Here is a 16,043-nt window from a genome sequence, read left to right on the forward strand (position 1 = left end):
TTCGATCGCGCTGCGTGGTTTCGTTCGCTGATTCTATCGGGCGTTGTCCGGGGGACCACCGCAGGGGGATCACTCGCCGCGGAGGGTACCGACAATCGGGGTTCGTACCGCCGCCCGCACGGCCGCCAATGACGCGAGCGATCCGACGACAAACACCGCGAGCAGCAGCAGGGCCAGCGATCCCGTCGGCACATCTGCCCCAGACGATACAAGGTGCGGAGCGAGCGATAGCAGAGCCGACGCCGTTCCCGCAACGAGCCCCCATCCGAGCAGAAGCGAATTCTCGATTAGAACGGCAATCGCGATACGCGTACCGCGGAAACCGACCGCCCGCATCAATGCGATTTCCGATCGCCGCTCTAACACATTGCGCAGCATCACCACGGCGAGCCCGACCGTGCCCAATAGCAGTCCCAATCCGCCCAGTGCTTGAAACGTCGACAGGTAAGTATTTTGCACCGCCAAGAAGTCGGCGATCCTGCGGGAAACCGGCTCGGTATCAAATCCGTACGGCGCAAGCTTCGTCTCGAGCAGCGTTGAGAGTTCGCTCTGTTCGTCCTGCGGGCCTTCGATCAGGAACCACCCGTAGCCGCTTAGATCGGGATAGAGCTCGTTGAAACTCCCTTCGCTCATCACGAGTGTGCCTTGAAACACGCTGCCGACAAACATCCCGACGATCTGCAGCCGGTATTCCGGATTCTCTTCCGAAGGGACCGCGATCGTGTCGCCGACGCCCTTTTTCAGGCTGTAGAGCAAGGTGTTCATATCCCCGAAGACCGGATAGACCGGCTTGCCGTCGATGTCGGGCAACGGTGTTTTCAGCAATTGCCAGGGTTCATTCGACGACGTTGCGGTGAAGGCAAAGCCGCCGCGCTCGATCATGCGGTCGGATGCACCGAGGACCGTCGGCAGCGACGTGCGGAACAGATTGAGACAGCTCGCATCGTCACCGGGTCGAATGCGAAAGCCGTAGGCATCGATTCGGTCGAACAATTCACGATTCGCCGGATCCTTAAGCTGAATCCCGAGCTTCGTTCGACCTTCCTCCGTATTGACGTTGTAAGGGAGCGGCACCGAGGAGCGACTGAGCAACAGGAAGCCGCCGTTGCCGGAGTCTTTTCGCGGCGTTTGTTCCGTCGGGTCCATCCGCGCCGCCGCGACCGCAACGAGTACGAATGTCGCCGAGGCGACGAGCGCAGTTGTCATGACGCTCCGCTGTTTTTCACGCACCGCGTTGCGGGCGCTCAACTGGCGAAGGGACGAGAGTGGACTTCCGCTGCCGCGCTCCAACCACGCCGAGAGCGCCGCGACCGAAGCCGTCAGCAGCAGCATCCCGGCGACGAAAAAGCTCAGCATCGCCCAACTGATCCCGCCGAAGGCTTCGACGTCGGGAATCAAACCGATGAGGGTTCCCAGAATCAGACACGCTCCCCCAACAGCGGAACCGACCGCCAGCAGTCTTGAAGTTCCGCTACCGCCCGATTCGCTGGCCTGCGACTGACGACTTCCGGCGAGAAGTTCTCTTAACGAAAGCGTCCGGAACCTCCGCAGTCCCCAATAGACCGCCAGCAGAGCGAGTAGTGCTGATCCAACAAATCCGATCATCAAACTCAGCGGTGTCGGAGACAGGAACAGGAACCGCGTCCCGATCGCGCCAACCCACCATGTGCGCAGCCCGTAGATCATCAGCCACGCGTAGCCCAGGGCGGCCAGCGTTCCGATGGCGCCACCCAGCAGCACAACGACCGCCCCTTCCATCAGGAGCAGTCGTCCCGCCGACTTCGTTGTGAATCCGATCGCTCGCAGCAGACCTAATTCTCGGGTCCGCTGTTCGACGCCGAGTCGGAACAGCAGGCCGATCAGGATCGCCGCCGAGAGGATCAGGAAGAAGCTGAAGCCCACGAACAGCCCGGCGAAGTCCTGCGTGCCCTGCGCCGCTCGCAATCCCTCCAGTTTGACCGGTCGAAATGCGAGACCGAGCTCCCGCGGCTCGATCGCCGTCAGTAACTCGCGGCGAAAGAGTTCGGTCGCCTCTTCAACGCTCATCACGTCGGGGATCGACACGCGAAACGAAGTCAGCGTGCCGTAGCGGCTTTGAAATAAATCCTGTGCGAAATCGAGCGGTAAAAATAATTTCGGCGTCGCTCGATATTCCTCCCAGTACGCTTCGTCTTCCGGCGTGACGAGGTCGAGGTCCATGTCGAAGGGCTGCTCCCAGTCCCCGAACGTGTCGGCATCGGTGATGCCCTCCAGTGCCGGGGTCAGCGTGCGGTCGGCGGCAATAGTGCCCTCCAGCTTGACGATCCCGGACACCCGAAAGCGGTGTTCCTCCTCGGGCAAATCGCCCTGCGTGCCGACGGTGTAGAATTTCACCGTCACCTCATCGCCGACCTCGACCCCCAATTGCTCGTTTGCAAGGAACTCGTTGAGAACGACCTGTTGTAGCCCCGACCGGGAGGGAGGGGATTGGGTCGCGGGTTCGCCGTCATTCGAGGATTCCGACCCTTCACTGATCCGCTCCTTACCAGTCGCGGCTGCATGGCCTTCGAGATAATCGAACGGGCCGAAGGGTGGTGGTTGGTCGAATTCGATTCCCGCGGCGACGGAATAGGCGGCGAATTGCTCCGGGTCAGCGGCGTTCGCGATCTCATTGACGAGGTAGACCAACACCGGTGATTGCTTCAGCCCCAGTTCCTCCGCCGCCTGCTCCGCGGCAGCAACGACCCCCGGTTCCAGAATCAAGCGCCGACTCTCCAACGCGAGGTATCCGAATTCCTCATTCGGCACGATGCGGAGATCGAGGTCGTCGAGCGTGAGAGCGAACTTGAGGGCGGAATTGGCTTCCGGCAACAGAGCGTTCGCCTTCTTGGCGTCCAGCCACTCACTGTCGTTGGGCGGGCTTTCGGGATGAATGGCTCCGAAGAGTGCGTTCACTCGCGCTGGTTTCGCCGTCGGATTCCGCCTCGTCGCCCGCACCGCGGCGAGGCCCAACTCGCTCTGCAAAGTGTCGAGCGTGGCGAACACAACCGGCGGAATCTGCTGCCCCGGATTTAAACCGAATCGCCCCGCCCCTACGCCATCCGGGATGATCGCCGAGACCGTCAGCGCGATTTCTCTCGCCGTTTCATCACGGTCGCCGAGCAGGCTCTCGCGCGGTATCTCCGACGGGAGTTCGAGAGAGACGATAACCTCGTCACCGACCGAAGCCTTCAATTCCTCGGCCACTCGCTGGTTGAGAACGACTTCGAAGTCGCTTGGCAGCTCAATCGCGCCGGTCTTCAAGAGCGACCAGAGCCGCTCGTCGACTCCGTAGACGTTGACGTTGCCAATCGTGTTGATGAGGTCGTCCGACTCGCGGCTCACTCCACCAACCATCGCGATCGCCGGGGCCAAGCTCGCGTCGTCGTCAATCTGCCAACGGTCGGCGAGGTCTTCAGTCACGAACCGCGTGCCGCTCATCGCAAAATCGACATTGCCCAACCGGTCGAGGGTGATCTGCCGCAAGCTCGCTCTGACCGAGTCGCCCACAATCAGCGCGCCGCCGATCACCGCGGCGCCCACAGCGACACCGAGCAGCACCGCGAGATTCGTCCGCCAGAAGTGGCCGAGGCTGTGCAGAACCAGATTGAAGCGGGTCACGATCGGACCCCGGCTTCCGGACGGACGAGCTTCTTATCCTTGAGCGAGAAGCGAAGCGGAAATCGCTCGGCCAGTTGGAGGCTGTGCGTGACGCAGACGAGCGTCGTGCCGCGTTCTTTGCCGAGGGCTAACAGCAGGTCGCCGACGTTGTCGGCCGTCGCCGTATCAAGATTGCCGGTCGGCTCGTCCGCGAGCAGCAGGTCGGGTTCGTTGATGAGTGAGCGGCACAACGCCACGCGTTGCCGTTCTCCGCCGGAGAGTTTTGCGGGCCGGTGATCGATCCGATGCGACAGGCCGACGCGATCGATCAGTTCCGTCGCGCGATCCTGATCGGACTTGCCTGCCTTGCCGAACGCGAGCACCGGCAGCAGCACATTCTCAATCACCGTGCATTGCGGCAGCAGGTGATGGTCCTGAAACACGAACCCGATTCGCTCGTTGCGGAACTTCGCCTGCCTCGACTCGCTCCAGGCGTAGGGCGTCTCGCCGAACAGATTCACCTCGCCCGACGTCGGCTGCTCCAGCAGGCCGAGCACGTACAGGAACGTGCTCTTGCCCGACCCGGACGGCCCCGTGATGACGGCGGCCTCGCCGTCTGCAAGTTCGAAGTCGACCCCACTGAGAATCTCCAGTGGTCCGGCTGCCGATTCGAAGGTCTTATTGAGATTGCGAACGGAGATAGACACGGCGGACTTATTGATTGCGACGCGGGAGAACAGATGCCATTCATCTTCGCCGCCTCCGATCGGACTTCAACCGTGTCGTCAGGCGTCCGTCGAGGCTTCTTCGATTTTGGACAGATAGCTGTCCGGGATGGCGATCGACTCCATCGGCTTGCCGCGAGTGAAGTGGCAGCAGACGGTTTTCATGGTGCCGAGGGCGACCAGCTCATCGCCGCGGTTGAAGTGGATGTCGAGCGTCAGCGACTTCACGCCGATCCGCTGGACACTCAGCGTGATCGCGACTTCGTCTTCGAAGTAGAGCGGGGCCTTGAAGTTGCACTTCGCGCTCACACGCGGCCAGCCGACGATCGAGCCGTCGGGCTGCTTCTCCATGATCGACAATCCCAGCGACCTGAAGAACGCGTGCTCGACGTCTTCCATGTACCGGTAGAAGTAGGAGAAGTGAACGATCCCCGCCATGTCGGTCTCACAAAACGCGACCCGGCGGGTGGTAGTAAACGTCGAAGCCATTAAGTGCGAGGGAGTAAGGAATTGAGAACAAAGGCGAGCCGGAAGCGTCAGCGCCCGGAGCGTAGAGTCGTTCTAAGTTCTAGCGCTCCGGAAAGAACTTCGCCAGCGTCGCCTCGGTCGGTTTCCATTTTTGCGTGGCGAGCGAAACGATAATGAGCGCCAGCGTCGAGCAGACGACCATCGTGAAGACCGGCATCGTCGGGTAGGTCGTGCCGGCGATAGTGAAGTCGAGCGTGTAGCGCTCATCCTCGGCGAAGCCCGATTTCCAGAAGAGATAGACCCAACTCGAAATCGCCGCCAATATGCAGGCATAAGCCCCCGGCTTCGTCACGCCCCGCCAATACAGGCACCCGAACACGAGCGGGAACAGGGCGCTGAAACCGCTGAAGCACCATACCCCGAGCACAAACACGGCCCGCGGTTCGAACAGACTGAAGAAGTAGGTCAGAGCCACGATCGCGATGATAAAGCAGCGTGCCAGCACGACGGTTTGCTTGTCGTTGAAGCGATCTTTTCCGCCGTAGTGGACGGCGATGTCTTCGGTGAACATCGTGCCCAAACAGAGGAACTGGCTGTCGAGCGACGACATAATCGCCGCGAGGATTCCCGCGGTGAGAAATCCGCCCAGCACTGGCCCGGCGAGCTTCTTCACGAGGAACGGCAGGACGAGATTCTGGTTGGCCTGAATCGGCGGCGGAATCTGAATCAAATTGCTCGTCGCCCAAGCTCCAACCAGTACGCAGGGCACCCACACGATCATGATAAAGATCGGGTGCGCGATCACCGGCAGCTTAAACGAGGCGGCGCTCTTGGCCGTCAACCAGTGCTGAAATAAGTGAGGGAACATGCCGACCGACAGCGGCACGAATAGGTATGTCAGGAATGCCGACTGCGAGATCCCAATCCGTGTCGCCTTCTCTTTCGGGATCGCTTCGCTCGCCTTTTGGAGTGCGGCGAACAGGGAAGACTCCCCGGTGAGTTTCGTGGCGATCACATAGAACGTCACCATCCCGAGAATCATGAACACGATCGTTTGGAAGGCGTTCGCCCAGGCTGTTCCTCTCATGCCGCCGAAGAACACGTAGATCAGCACCACAACGCAGATCGTGAGCGAGGCCAATTCGCGGGGCACTCCGCCCTTCGAACCGGTGGCCATCGTGCCGGGAGTGCCGTCTTCCGCGGCGTCTCCGTTTTCCAGAAACGAGGGAAATGTCCCCGCTTCAAACGTGCCCTGCGTGACCCCGTTGATCACCCCGCCGGACGCCATCACGCCGATCAGCAGATACGGAATCACGAGCGTGACGAGAATCGGAAACAGCAGCAGTCCGATCTTGTCGCTTTCGAGCCGGTCGCGAAAGAACTGAATCTGCGTCGTGTAGCCGTACTTCTTACCCAGCGACCACAGTTTGATGCCGAGCAGAAAGAAACAAAGCGAATGGATGATCCCACTCGACGACGCCAGCATCCCGTAGACGCCGATCCCCCGGCTGAACGATTCGCCGGTCGAACCAACAAGGGCAAAGGCCGTCATGGTCGTGCCGAAGATGCTCATCAGGAGCAGAAACGGCCCGATCGAATGACTAGCCAGCATGTAGTCTTTGCTGGTGCCGCGAAATAGCGTGCTCGCGAAGATTCCGAGGCCCAGCAACAGCGACAGGTAGATGCCGATAATGATTAGCTGTGTCACGCCGGCGCCCCCGCTTCTGCATCACCGCCCGGATTGACGGGATTGGCTCGGAATGAACCTGCCTCCGGATTGACCTCGGCCACGGTTTCTTCGATCAGGTCCTGAGGCCAAGCGAATTTCGTCGCCAGAAACCACGTGAACGCCGCCGCAACGGAAATGCAGGCGTGATAGAACAACCCGATCGGAATAAACCCGAACACCAGCGTGGCATCGTCCCAGTACCAGACATCCTGGTGCAGAACGATCAGCAGGACCACCAGGCCCCAAACAACGTAACGCATCACGGTGAGCGACTCTCAGCTAATGTGACTTGGCAATGACCGACAATCATCGTGCGGGCACAGCCCGCCCTAAGGGTCGCGAGTCTACAGCAACGGAGGACGCTGTAAAACTCCGCCGGTCTGCGTCGCCGCTTGAGCCGCTCAGGCGGTCCAGACGATGCGATTAGATGGTTATGCCCGAGAGCCTTCCGCTCAGAGATCGCACTCCGCTCAAGCACCCGTTCAGCAATCAATATCGCCATGCGATGTTTGCTGAACCAGATGAGAGAACAGGCCGCGCTGACTATGACGTCGCAGCCGCCGGTGTGTCCACCAGTTCCCGCAGTTCGGGCACGTCTTCGCTCATGCAGCGGAACATGTCGTCGAGACCGGGTTTGAAGACGTCGCCGATTAGAATGTCGACGATGCCGTCCTTAAATTCGGGGTGCTTCTTGAGGAAGCCGCCGATGCTGAAGTCGTCGCTGTAAAACGCGTAGACGAGTCGGCGGAAGTTCTGAACGCCTTCCTTGTAGCAGTGTTGCCAGCCCCCCAATTTCTCGGCGGACAGGTCGTTCGCTTCCAAAGCTCGCACGACAGCATCGGCTCCGTATTCGCCACTTTTGAGTGCGAGGAAGACGCCGGAAGAGTAGACCGGATCGATGAATCCGTACGCGTCTCCGACCGAGACCCAGCCTTCACCCGAGCCTCTTGACGAGTAATAGCTGAAGTCTTTCGTCGTGAAGAACTCTTTCACACGCGTCGCGCCTTCGAGCCGTCGCATGATGCCGGGCGACTTCTCGACCTCCTCCATGTAGGTTGCTTCGGGTGACGTGCGGTGCTTGCCGAACATATGCGCCATGTCGCCGGTGCAGCCGACGCTCGTGATGCCGTCGGAGAGCGGAATGAACCAGAACCAGGTCTTCTTGTCGGCCCCGGCAATGATCAGGGTGCAACCTTCGTCCCGTTCGCCGGGATCTCGCTTCGCATCTTTCCAATAGGTCCAGATGGTGCCCTTTTTCAGCTTCGGATCGGGATCACGCAGGCCGAGCCGGTTGGCGATGAACGCCGACTGCCCCGTCGCGTCCATAATCACCTTCGATTCGATCTCTCGCACGACGCGATCGTCGCCGTGGCCCAGCCGCACCTTCACACCCGCGGCACGCTCGCCGTCCCATAGGACGTCCATCACGTGCGCATCGGTGCGAACCGTCGTTCCTTTCTCGCGGGCGTTGTCGACGAGCATCTTGTCGAACTGGCCCCGCTCGACCTGCCAGGTCACGCTGCTTTCGCAGTCTTTGTAGGTGTCGAAATAAAACGGGGCGGACTCCTTGCCCGTCTCGTTCACGAATTGAACGCTGTATTTCTTGGGGAAGGCAGAATCCTTGAGTCGATCGATCAACCCGAGTCGTTTCAGGGACCAATACGTCTCCGGGATCAGTGACTCACCGACGTGAAATCTGGGAATTGCCTGCCGCTCGAGCAGCAAAGTCGAATAGCCCGCCTCCGCGACGATGGCCGCGGAGGCAGCCCCCGCGGGACCGGCGCCCAGTAAGATCACATCATACGAATCAGACAGCTCGGGCTGAGGCCCGTTGTCGATTGTCGGCTCCGTTTGAATCATTCTTCGAACCCGAGTCTGCAAACCCTGTTGATACGGCGGCTTGCCCGGCATTTCAGCGCACCGGCAACCCCTACCTAATGATATCGGTCATTATCGATTCTTAGGCAAGTGGGGCGGAGATTTCCAGCAAATCGACGGCCGGCTTACCGTCGCAAAAGATCGTCGCGAGCCGCCCGTACACTTCGCGACCGACCTCGCATTCAAGAAGTGATGCCAGCCGCGGGCCGATTTCAACGCGAAGAAGGGCACCCAAGTCAACGTGTCGTAACACGTTGTGTCGAATGAGTACCCGCCCCAGCGGCGTCTCCTTCGAGAGAATCTCTTTGCGAACGTCGTCGCCGACCCATGAGAAGTCGAACTTCACCAGTCCGTATTGGACGACCTTGTCCGTCCCCGTTTTCGTCAGCGTGATCTCGCGATAATAGACGTCGCCTTCGAGTCGCTCGCGGATCACGTTCACGTCGACCGTCGACTCGTGCTTCGCCTCCATCGCGACCGTCATGTGCTCGTCGTGCGCGAGCAGGCAGCGATAGTTCTCGGGCACCATCGCCGCGGGGACATGTTCGGCGTGACGAATCAGCTCTCCGCTATCGGCAAACATCCCGATCATCGCGTCGAGTTCAGTGAGTGCGTTCATCAGCATTCTCCGGTCGGGAAATATCTTCCGACACGAGCAGTGACCTATCCTCTGGGACGGCGACCAGAAGCATTCCGCCTACAAATCCGAAAGGACCGCCGCCTCAACCCGCTCAGCTCTCGGGCTGTTCGCAAACGAAAGCATCGCCGAACCAAGGCTCATGAGCAACGCCTCCGCAGTCAAATTAGCACTCGCGCGATCTTCAGAAAGGACTGCCGCCATTACCGTCCTGCGGATTCGCCAGATTCGAAAGCACCTCGCGGTCGATGTCCGGCGAGAGCGTTTGGACCGCTCCGTCCGCGAAGACGAAATTCACCACCCCGTCTCGCCAAGCTGCGCCATAGGCGTTCGGTCCGCCGCCTAAGCCATTAGCCGGATCTCTTTGAGTTCCCGGCTTCGCCCACGGCGGATACGCGGCATTGATTTCGCCGATTATGAGGGTATTTGAGAGGCCGTCGGTGATAGCCCTGATACGTGACACGCGGTCGTCGGTAAAGACTTGAGAATTCGCTTCGTAATTGCTGATTCCATAGCCGTTGACGACTTCATCCGTGCTGACGCCGGGATTCAGGAACACCGGCATCGGTTCTGAGAAAACGGCCTCGTTGACCGGCGAATCCCAAGGCTGAGTCTTGTCGATCGACTCATACAAGAAGTCGTAGTCGAGGAAGGGGAGCATCTGCGACCGCCAGCTTCGGGCGGGTGGATTTTCGATCCCTTCGGTATAGGTCACGTCGTTCCCGGCCGGACCGCTCGGAAATGCCTGGCGCAAGTCGTGGAAGTTATGCGCCGCGAGTGCCTGCTGCCTCAGATTGTTTTGGCTTTGCGCGCGCCGTGCCGCTTCCCTGGCCGCCTGCACGGCAGGAAGCAGCAACGCGACTCCGCAGCAAGCAACGATGCTCAGCCCGCCGACGGCCACCGAGAGAATCACGACAATGATGACCGTCGAATTTGAACTCTTCTTCTTCGCCGGACGTCTGGGCTGTTGGTCTTGAGAATCATCAGACATCGTTCTGAGCTCGCTGTTGATCGAGGTGACATTTGTCGCTTATGGCACGAGTATGCGTCGGCGGCGCGAAAATGTCATTCGAAAAACAGTTCGATTCCAACAGAGAACGAACCGAAGATTTGCGGAAGCTCAGATCACCGAAAACGACGGGTCGAGCGACACGGCTCCGATCTCTGGATTCTGATTGTCTTGTTCGCCCTCCGGCAGATCACCAGGGCCGAACAACGCCAAGGAGTAGGCCAGCACCGCCACGACTCCGAGGCCGAGAACGGCGATCACCCCGCACGTCAGCAGCGCACCGCTGTTCGATTTGGCCGGGAAGTTCGGGTCCCGCTGCGGAGCGTGAGCATTGCTCTCGTTCGCCGGGATGACATCACCCGGCTGTTCAGGAAACGGCGGCTGGGGTTCTGCTTGCGAGATATTCGATTATTTATGAACGAAGACTTAGTTGCTCACTCAATTAAATGAGCAGTCGCTCGAATTGCCCACCGGTCAAACCCTCAATTCTCGCTAAAGATTGCACCGACCTTCTACCCGCTCGTCGCACGACAAAACCGTCGACTCAATTAATACGTCGGCGTGTCACCTGCTGCCGGTGTAGATATATGTTTGAGCGCCTGCGAAGAAATATTGTAGGTCATTTTCATCACCCGCCCGTCGGCAAGCAATATGAAGCAAAATTCTCCATTGCCGCCCATTTGATCGGGATTTGATCCGAATCCGAGGGCCGGATCACGCGAGGCATTCGGGTCGCCCCAAGGGCGAAAGTGCGAATTGACTTGGCCCATCATAATCGTGTTGCTGGTACCGTCCGAAATCGTCTGATAGCTGGGGCTTACGACTTTTCCGTCAACTTCAATTTTGAACAAGCGGCTGTTCGGTGCAATGTGCGACAGAGCATACCCCTTTGGGCCGACAGCGGACTGATCCGGCCATTGGTAAAAGTTCTCGATTCGTGTGCCGTAAGCACGCCGGTTTTGCGATGAATCCCACGACGCGTTGCGGTCAATCGCGTTGAATGTCGTTTGCTGTCCCAAGTGCGGAAGCAGTGAAGCGAACACGCTGAGCTTCGAAGTATCAGCCGCGTCGGGTATTTCCGTTGGTCCGCTTGGGAAATGACCATGAACATTATGGTGCGCATGGGACGCTTTACCGATCTCCTTCAGCCGCTCCTTACCATCAATTGGTCGACCACCATTCGGACGGAGTCCCTCTGGAATTGAAGCCGAAGTTTGAGCTGTTGGATTCACTTTTGCGTCCAAGCTCGCCACATCGAATTCGTTTCCGTCAGACGGATTGGCAAGGTAACCCAGAACTCGTCGGTCAATGTTGTTTGAGATCGGACGGACCGAGCCGTCGCCCAGGGTGAAGTACACGACATTCTCCCCGGCAATCGTCCAGGGAGAGCCGAAGCGATCTGGGCCGCCACCAAGTCCGATGGCGGGATTGCGCGCTGTGCCCGGCTTTCCCCAAGCGGGAAGGGCGGCATTGACCTCTCCGATGAATAGCGTGTTCGATGCGCCGTCGGTGATTTCCTTCCGCGACATCACTTTGTCGGACCGGAAGACCAGCGAATTTGCCTCGTAAGTGCTGACGCCGTACGGCCCGGGAGTGCCATCCGGGTTCAGGGCCGGATTCACAAATTCCGGTATCGACTCGGCGAACACAGCCGCATTTTGCGGGGCATCCCACGCCGCGGTTTTGTCGATGCGGTCGAAGAGGTCCGGATGACCGACGAATGGAAGCAGGTGCGTTCGCCAACTTCGGTCGGCTTCATCTGAGCGAAACAGTTTTTCATTTCCAGCCGGCCCCGAGGGTAGGACGACATAGACGTCCTGAAAGTTATGCGTGCCGAGGGCGACCTGCTTCAGGTCGTTCCTGCTGTGAGATCGTCGCTCCGCCTTGCGCGCCTGCGTCATCGCCGGGAAAAGAAACGCCCCGCAGCAAACCAGCATTGCCAGCCCGCCGCCTGCCACGATCGCAATGATAATGACAGCCGGGTTTCGTCCGCTCTTCTTTCGCTTGCGGCCTCCCGATCGCTTCTTCGAGCTATTTCCCCCCGGTTTTTTTCGGCGAGGCGGTGGGGCACCGGGTTGCGATGGGCGGCGGCGGCGACGCGGGGGCAGACCGGAATCACTGGGCATGGCACTTTGAGAAATCGAACCAGAAGCAAGAGATGGATCAACGATCGATTATGCCTTGCGGGGAGCCGCTCGTCACGTGTAGCGCACTGATCGGTGCTGCGGCTCAAAGTACTCGGTGAGCAGGCTGTCGACCTGCAATAGGCCTTTGCGGGTGAGCACGATATCGTCCCCTTCGACATTCAAGTAGCCGGCGCGGCTCTGGTTTGCCAGCGGCTCGGCAAATTCTTCCAGCGGATCGACGCCGAACTTGTTTTTTATGGGGGTCGTGGCGACGCGTCCCTCTTTCATCTGCAGAATGAATTCGCGGATTAATTTCTGGTGCTCTGTGGGGCGCAGTGCCCGGTTTACCGGCAGTTCGCCCGACGCGACGACCTCCATATAATCTTCAATGCGGTCGTAGTTCTGATAATGCACGCCTTGCAGATGCCCGAACGAACTGACTCCGGTTGCCAGCAGGTCTGAGCCGCGGAACAAATTGTCGCGATAGATAAAGCGATCGGTCTCGGGATTCTTGACGACTTCGTTCCCGCTTGAAACGTGATAGCCTCGCTCCAAGAGGTAATCGATCGCTTCGTTCATCCAGCGGCGTTTTAACTCCCAGCCGGCGATCGGTGACGTTACGCCCGACTCCTTCATCTCTTTGGAAATCACCGTGTTGTGCGGCAGTTCCATTTGATAAATGGTGATGTTGTCAGGGTCCATCTCTGCGGCTTTCTCAACGCATTGCATCCAGTTCTCATCAGTTTCGCCGATCATCCCGGCGATCAGGTCGATATTCACCTGCGGAAAGTCGGCCGCTTTAATCCACTCGTAAGCCTTGAATACTTCCGGCGACAGGTGCGCCCGACCGTTCGCTTCGAGGATGGTGTCGTTAAAGTTCTCGACGCCCAGTGAAACTCGCGTGACGCCGATTTCCTTCATCGTCTGAACTTTGCCCTCGTTCAGCGTGCCTGGCTCGCACTCGAAGGTAACCTCCTGCGCGGTCTCCCAATTCAAGTGTTGTTGCAGCCGATCTCGCAGCGAAATTAATTGCTTCGAACTGATGTAGCTGGGCGTTCCGCCGCCGAAGTAGGCATAGTCGAGGGTCCGATCACGAGCGACCGGTTTCGCCGCCAGCAATTCGAACTCTTTCTCGAGAGCATCGACGTAATCTTGAATCGTCTTCGCGTTCTGCTTCGTGTAGACGCGGAAATAGCAGAACTTGCAGCGCTTCCGGCAAAACGGAATGTGCATATAGAGTCCGAACGGCACAGTACGGTCGGGCTCGGAATCGAGGGTATCGTGGATTTCGCTGACGTACTCGCTCTTCCACTGGGAAAACGGCGGGTAGTTCGAAACGAAATAACTGCCGATCTCGGTCTTTGGCGCGGTGTCAGTGGACATGACTGGTTCCGATAAGAAGGAATCGCTCTTCTGTAATTAAAATCTCAGATCGCGTTCTTGTTGCGATGTTTATTCACCCAAGCACCACAGACGTCCGGTCGCGCCTTCGGTACCGATGACGAGAGACTTCTCGGCGATAGCCGGTGAGGCTACGACTGAATTGCGCAGGTTATGCTCTTCGAGCACTTCGCCGGTTTTAAGGTCGATTTCATAGAGCTTTCGATCAGACGACCCGACAAAGACACGGTTTCCCGATATCACGGGAGAACTATCGACCCGGCCGCGGGTCAACACTGACCAGATTTTCTCTCCGGTCTTGCGATCGACGCAATAAATCGATTTATCGCGTCCACCGATAACGACCCGGTCGTCACTGACTGCCACGCAGGAGTGAATCGGGAGTTCGCGATCGCTCCCTTGAAAGGTCCAGACGTTCTTTTTCTTTCGCCAGTCGATTGCGACGATTTCGCCGCGATAATTTCCTAGATAAAGCAGCCCGTCGCGGACGGCCGGAGACGAGATGAGATAGGTTCCCAACGGCATCGCAGCCACCTCGGCGCCGTCTTTAAGATTAATCACCCTCAGCGTTTCATCGCAGCCGGCAATAAAGGTTAAGCCCCGATCGATCGCGGGAGTGCAATGGACGTAGCCGAGTGTCTCGACCTGCCACAGCTTTGCCCCGCTCGCCGGGTCGAAGCAGTAGAGATTATTGTCATATGATCCGACGACGAGCCGTCCTTCCACCACCGTCGGTGAGCTGATGATTTCGGCGTCTGTTTGATAGGACCACTTGCGACGACCGCTGTCTGCCTCCACGGCATGAATCACACCGTCCTCATCGCCGATATAGACAAGTCCGTCAAAGACTGCCGGAGAAGATTTATAACCGGGGGCAAAGTCGTCGGGGCCGGCATCGGGGTCGCTTCGATACGACCAGAGTTCGCTGCCGTCCTTCAGGTCCAGACATTTGAGATCGCCCGACAGAAACGCCGCGTAGACTTTGCCGCCCTTGATCGCTGCGGTTGCTTCGACCCCGTCGGGTGCATCAATTGACCAGTGGACCTTCAGGTTCTTGGGCAATGTGTCTTTGGCAATCCCCTGCAATTGAGGGTCCTGCCGGAATGACGACCATTGCGCGGCGGCCGGAGAAATGAAAACGAAGGCGGCAGACAGGACCGCTACTGCTGTTGTCACTCGCCCCCGGCCACTCGACTCTCGCCACTTTAATAAGCCCATCGATATACCTCTTCGAGTGATTTTGCGTCGACGGGCCGGGGGTTGAATTTCCCCGTCCATTGTTCGGCGGCTTCGGCCGCGAGTGTCGGGATCATTGATTCTTCCACGCCGAGCGTCCCGAGATTCGTCGGGAGTCCGGCGTGTCGCAGCAATGATGTGAGAAACTCGGTCATCGCAGAAAGTGGTTCTGTATTGTGATCTTCAAGGAGGCCTGTGTCAGTCCCGAGTTCTTGATAAAGATGGCCGGCGGTCTCCCAATTAAACCGGACAACATGCGGCAGCATGAGGCCGATAATAACCCCATGCGTCGTGCCGTAGTGAGCCGTAATTGGATTAGCCAGTGCATGGGTCGCCCCGAGCATCGACGATTCAATCGCCGCGCCCGCGAAGTGGGCTCCCAACAACATGGCGCCACGGGCATCAACGTCATCCGGGTTCTGCACCACTCTTAAAAAATGGGTCGCCAATAGTTCCCAAGCCCTGCGGGCGAACAACGACGACATGCCGTTTCGGGGTTTGGTGACATAGGTCTCCATCGCGTGCGCGATCGCGTCGAGCCCCGTTGCTACGGTGACGGAGCGCGGCATGCTGACCGTTAATTCCGGGTCAAGGATCGCCGCGACGCAGGCCGCTTTGCGATCGCCGCAGGCCATCTTCTGGTGGGTCTTGGCATCCGCAATGAGGGCGAACGATTGCGCTTCGCTTCCGGTGCCCGCGGTGGTCGGGACGGCGATCATCGGCAGCATGGGGTCTTGAGCCTTGCCCACGCCCCAATAGTCCTGCATTCGCCCGCCGTTCGAGAACAGGAAGTTGACGCCCTTCGCGCAATCCATCGCGCTGCCGCCTCCCAAACCGACGATAAAATCGACGGCGTGCCGTTTCGCGACCGCGAGTCCGCGATCGACGTCTTCGGTGGTGGGATTCGGATTGATCTCGTCGAAGATAACCGCGTCGATACCCGCCGCTTCGAGTGACGATTTCCCGCGCGCGGTGTGCCCGGCGTCGCGCACTCCGGGGTCGGAGCAGACCAAGACTTTCGTCCCGCCGTACTCTCGAACGAGCGAGCCGAGGCGGTCGAGTCGGCCTTTCCCAAAGATCACACGGGTTCGCGGCTGCCAATCGAACCCGTCACCGGGGGCGAAACGCTCATCGTGATGCGAATCATCTTTGGCCGCGGCGGGCTGCGTCATGGCGGGAACGGTCAGGCAGTGTGGTGGGCGGCGAAGCAGTCACT

General features: G+C 59.1%; 13 protein-coding genes. All 13 read right to left on the reverse strand.

What is annotated here, in order from left to right:
• Positions 1 to 69: 69 nt before the first annotated feature.
• Positions 70 to 3,639: an FtsX-like permease family protein gene (locus Pan189_RS08805; protein ID WP_145363555.1), complete on the reverse strand. Its 3,570-nt coding sequence runs from the start codon at positions 3,637 to 3,639 to the stop codon at positions 70 to 72.
• Positions 3,636 to 4,325, reverse strand: a complete 690-nt coding sequence (locus Pan189_RS08810) for an ABC transporter ATP-binding protein (protein WP_145363556.1) — start codon at positions 4,323 to 4,325, stop codon at positions 3,636 to 3,638. Before Pan189_RS08810 ends, Pan189_RS08805 begins: the two co-directional genes overlap by 4 nt.
• A 78-nt stretch (positions 4,326 to 4,403) precedes the next feature.
• The gene (locus tag Pan189_RS08815; protein ID WP_145363557.1) at positions 4,404 to 4,832 is read right to left on the reverse strand and encodes an acyl-CoA thioesterase; all 429 of its coding nucleotides are present in this window, start codon (positions 4,830 to 4,832) and stop codon (positions 4,404 to 4,406) included.
• A 79-nt stretch (positions 4,833 to 4,911) separates the two neighbouring features.
• Complete coding sequence (locus Pan189_RS08820; RefSeq protein ID WP_145363558.1) at positions 4,912 to 6,519, reverse strand: sodium:solute symporter family protein; 1,608 nt, start codon at positions 6,517 to 6,519, stop codon at positions 4,912 to 4,914.
• Positions 6,516 to 6,800, reverse strand: a complete 285-nt coding sequence (locus Pan189_RS08825) for a DUF3311 domain-containing protein (protein WP_145363559.1) — start codon at positions 6,798 to 6,800, stop codon at positions 6,516 to 6,518. Before Pan189_RS08825 ends, Pan189_RS08820 begins: the two co-directional genes overlap by 4 nt.
• Before the next feature lie 283 nt (positions 6,801 to 7,083).
• Positions 7,084 to 8,400, reverse strand: coding sequence for an NAD(P)/FAD-dependent oxidoreductase (locus Pan189_RS08830; RefSeq protein WP_145363560.1), 1,317 nt, complete (start codon positions 8,398 to 8,400; stop codon positions 7,084 to 7,086).
• Between the two features lie 100 nt (positions 8,401 to 8,500).
• Positions 8,501 to 9,037, reverse strand: a complete 537-nt coding sequence (locus Pan189_RS08835) for a hypothetical protein (protein WP_145363561.1) — start codon at positions 9,035 to 9,037, stop codon at positions 8,501 to 8,503.
• A 202-nt stretch (positions 9,038 to 9,239) separates the two neighbouring features.
• Positions 9,240 to 10,046 (reverse strand): DUF1559 family PulG-like putative transporter, encoded by an 807-nt coding sequence (locus Pan189_RS08840; protein ID WP_145363562.1) that lies wholly within the window; start codon positions 10,044 to 10,046, stop codon positions 9,240 to 9,242.
• Between the two features lie 129 nt (positions 10,047 to 10,175).
• Positions 10,176 to 10,325 (reverse strand): hypothetical protein, encoded by a 150-nt coding sequence (locus tag Pan189_RS21315; RefSeq protein ID WP_310821265.1) that lies wholly within the window; start codon positions 10,323 to 10,325, stop codon positions 10,176 to 10,178.
• A gap of 287 nt (positions 10,326 to 10,612) precedes the next feature.
• The gene (locus Pan189_RS08845) at positions 10,613 to 12,190 is read right to left on the reverse strand and encodes a DUF1559 family PulG-like putative transporter (protein WP_145363563.1); all 1,578 of its coding nucleotides are present in this window, start codon (positions 12,188 to 12,190) and stop codon (positions 10,613 to 10,615) included.
• A gap of 72 nt (positions 12,191 to 12,262) precedes the next feature.
• The gene (locus Pan189_RS08850; protein WP_145363564.1) at positions 12,263 to 13,573 is read right to left on the reverse strand and encodes a coproporphyrinogen-III oxidase family protein; all 1,311 of its coding nucleotides are present in this window, start codon (positions 13,571 to 13,573) and stop codon (positions 12,263 to 12,265) included.
• 69 nt (positions 13,574 to 13,642) lie between these two features.
• Entirely contained in the window at positions 13,643 to 14,767 is a 1,125-nt protein-coding gene (locus Pan189_RS08855) for an outer membrane protein assembly factor BamB family protein (RefSeq protein ID WP_310821266.1), read from the reverse strand.
• A gap of 29 nt (positions 14,768 to 14,796) precedes the next feature.
• The gene (locus Pan189_RS08860) at positions 14,797 to 15,999 is read right to left on the reverse strand and encodes an iron-containing alcohol dehydrogenase (RefSeq protein WP_145363566.1); all 1,203 of its coding nucleotides are present in this window, start codon (positions 15,997 to 15,999) and stop codon (positions 14,797 to 14,799) included.
• Positions 16,000 to 16,043: the final 44 nt, after the last annotated feature.

The sequence above is a fragment of the Stratiformator vulcanicus genome (assembly GCF_007744515.1).
GTDB lineage: Bacteria > Planctomycetota > Planctomycetia > Planctomycetales > Planctomycetaceae > Stratiformator > Stratiformator vulcanicus.

Coding starts and splice junctions, on each gene's coding strand:
- Pan189_RS08815 (WP_145363557.1), bottom strand. CDS start 4,832: ATGGCTTCGACGTTTACTACCACCCGCCGGGTCGCGTTTTGTGAGACC.
- Pan189_RS08830 (WP_145363560.1), bottom strand. CDS start 8,400: ATGATTCAAACGGAGCCGACAATCGACAACGGGCCTCAGCCCGAGCTG.
- Pan189_RS08860 (WP_145363566.1), bottom strand. CDS start 15,999: ATGACGCAGCCCGCCGCGGCCAAAGATGATTCGCATCACGATGAGCGT.
- Pan189_RS08850 (WP_145363564.1), bottom strand. CDS start 13,573: ATGTCCACTGACACCGCGCCAAAGACCGAGATCGGCAGTTATTTCGTT.
- Pan189_RS08845 (WP_145363563.1), bottom strand. CDS start 12,190: ATGCCCAGTGATTCCGGTCTGCCCCCGCGTCGCCGCCGCCGCCCATCG.
- Pan189_RS08835 (WP_145363561.1), bottom strand. CDS start 9,037: ATGAACGCACTCACTGAACTCGACGCGATGATCGGGATGTTTGCCGAT.
- Pan189_RS08840 (WP_145363562.1), bottom strand. CDS start 10,046: ATGTCTGATGATTCTCAAGACCAACAGCCCAGACGTCCGGCGAAGAAG.
- Pan189_RS08825 (WP_145363559.1), bottom strand. CDS start 6,800: ATGCGTTACGTTGTTTGGGGCCTGGTGGTCCTGCTGATCGTTCTGCAC.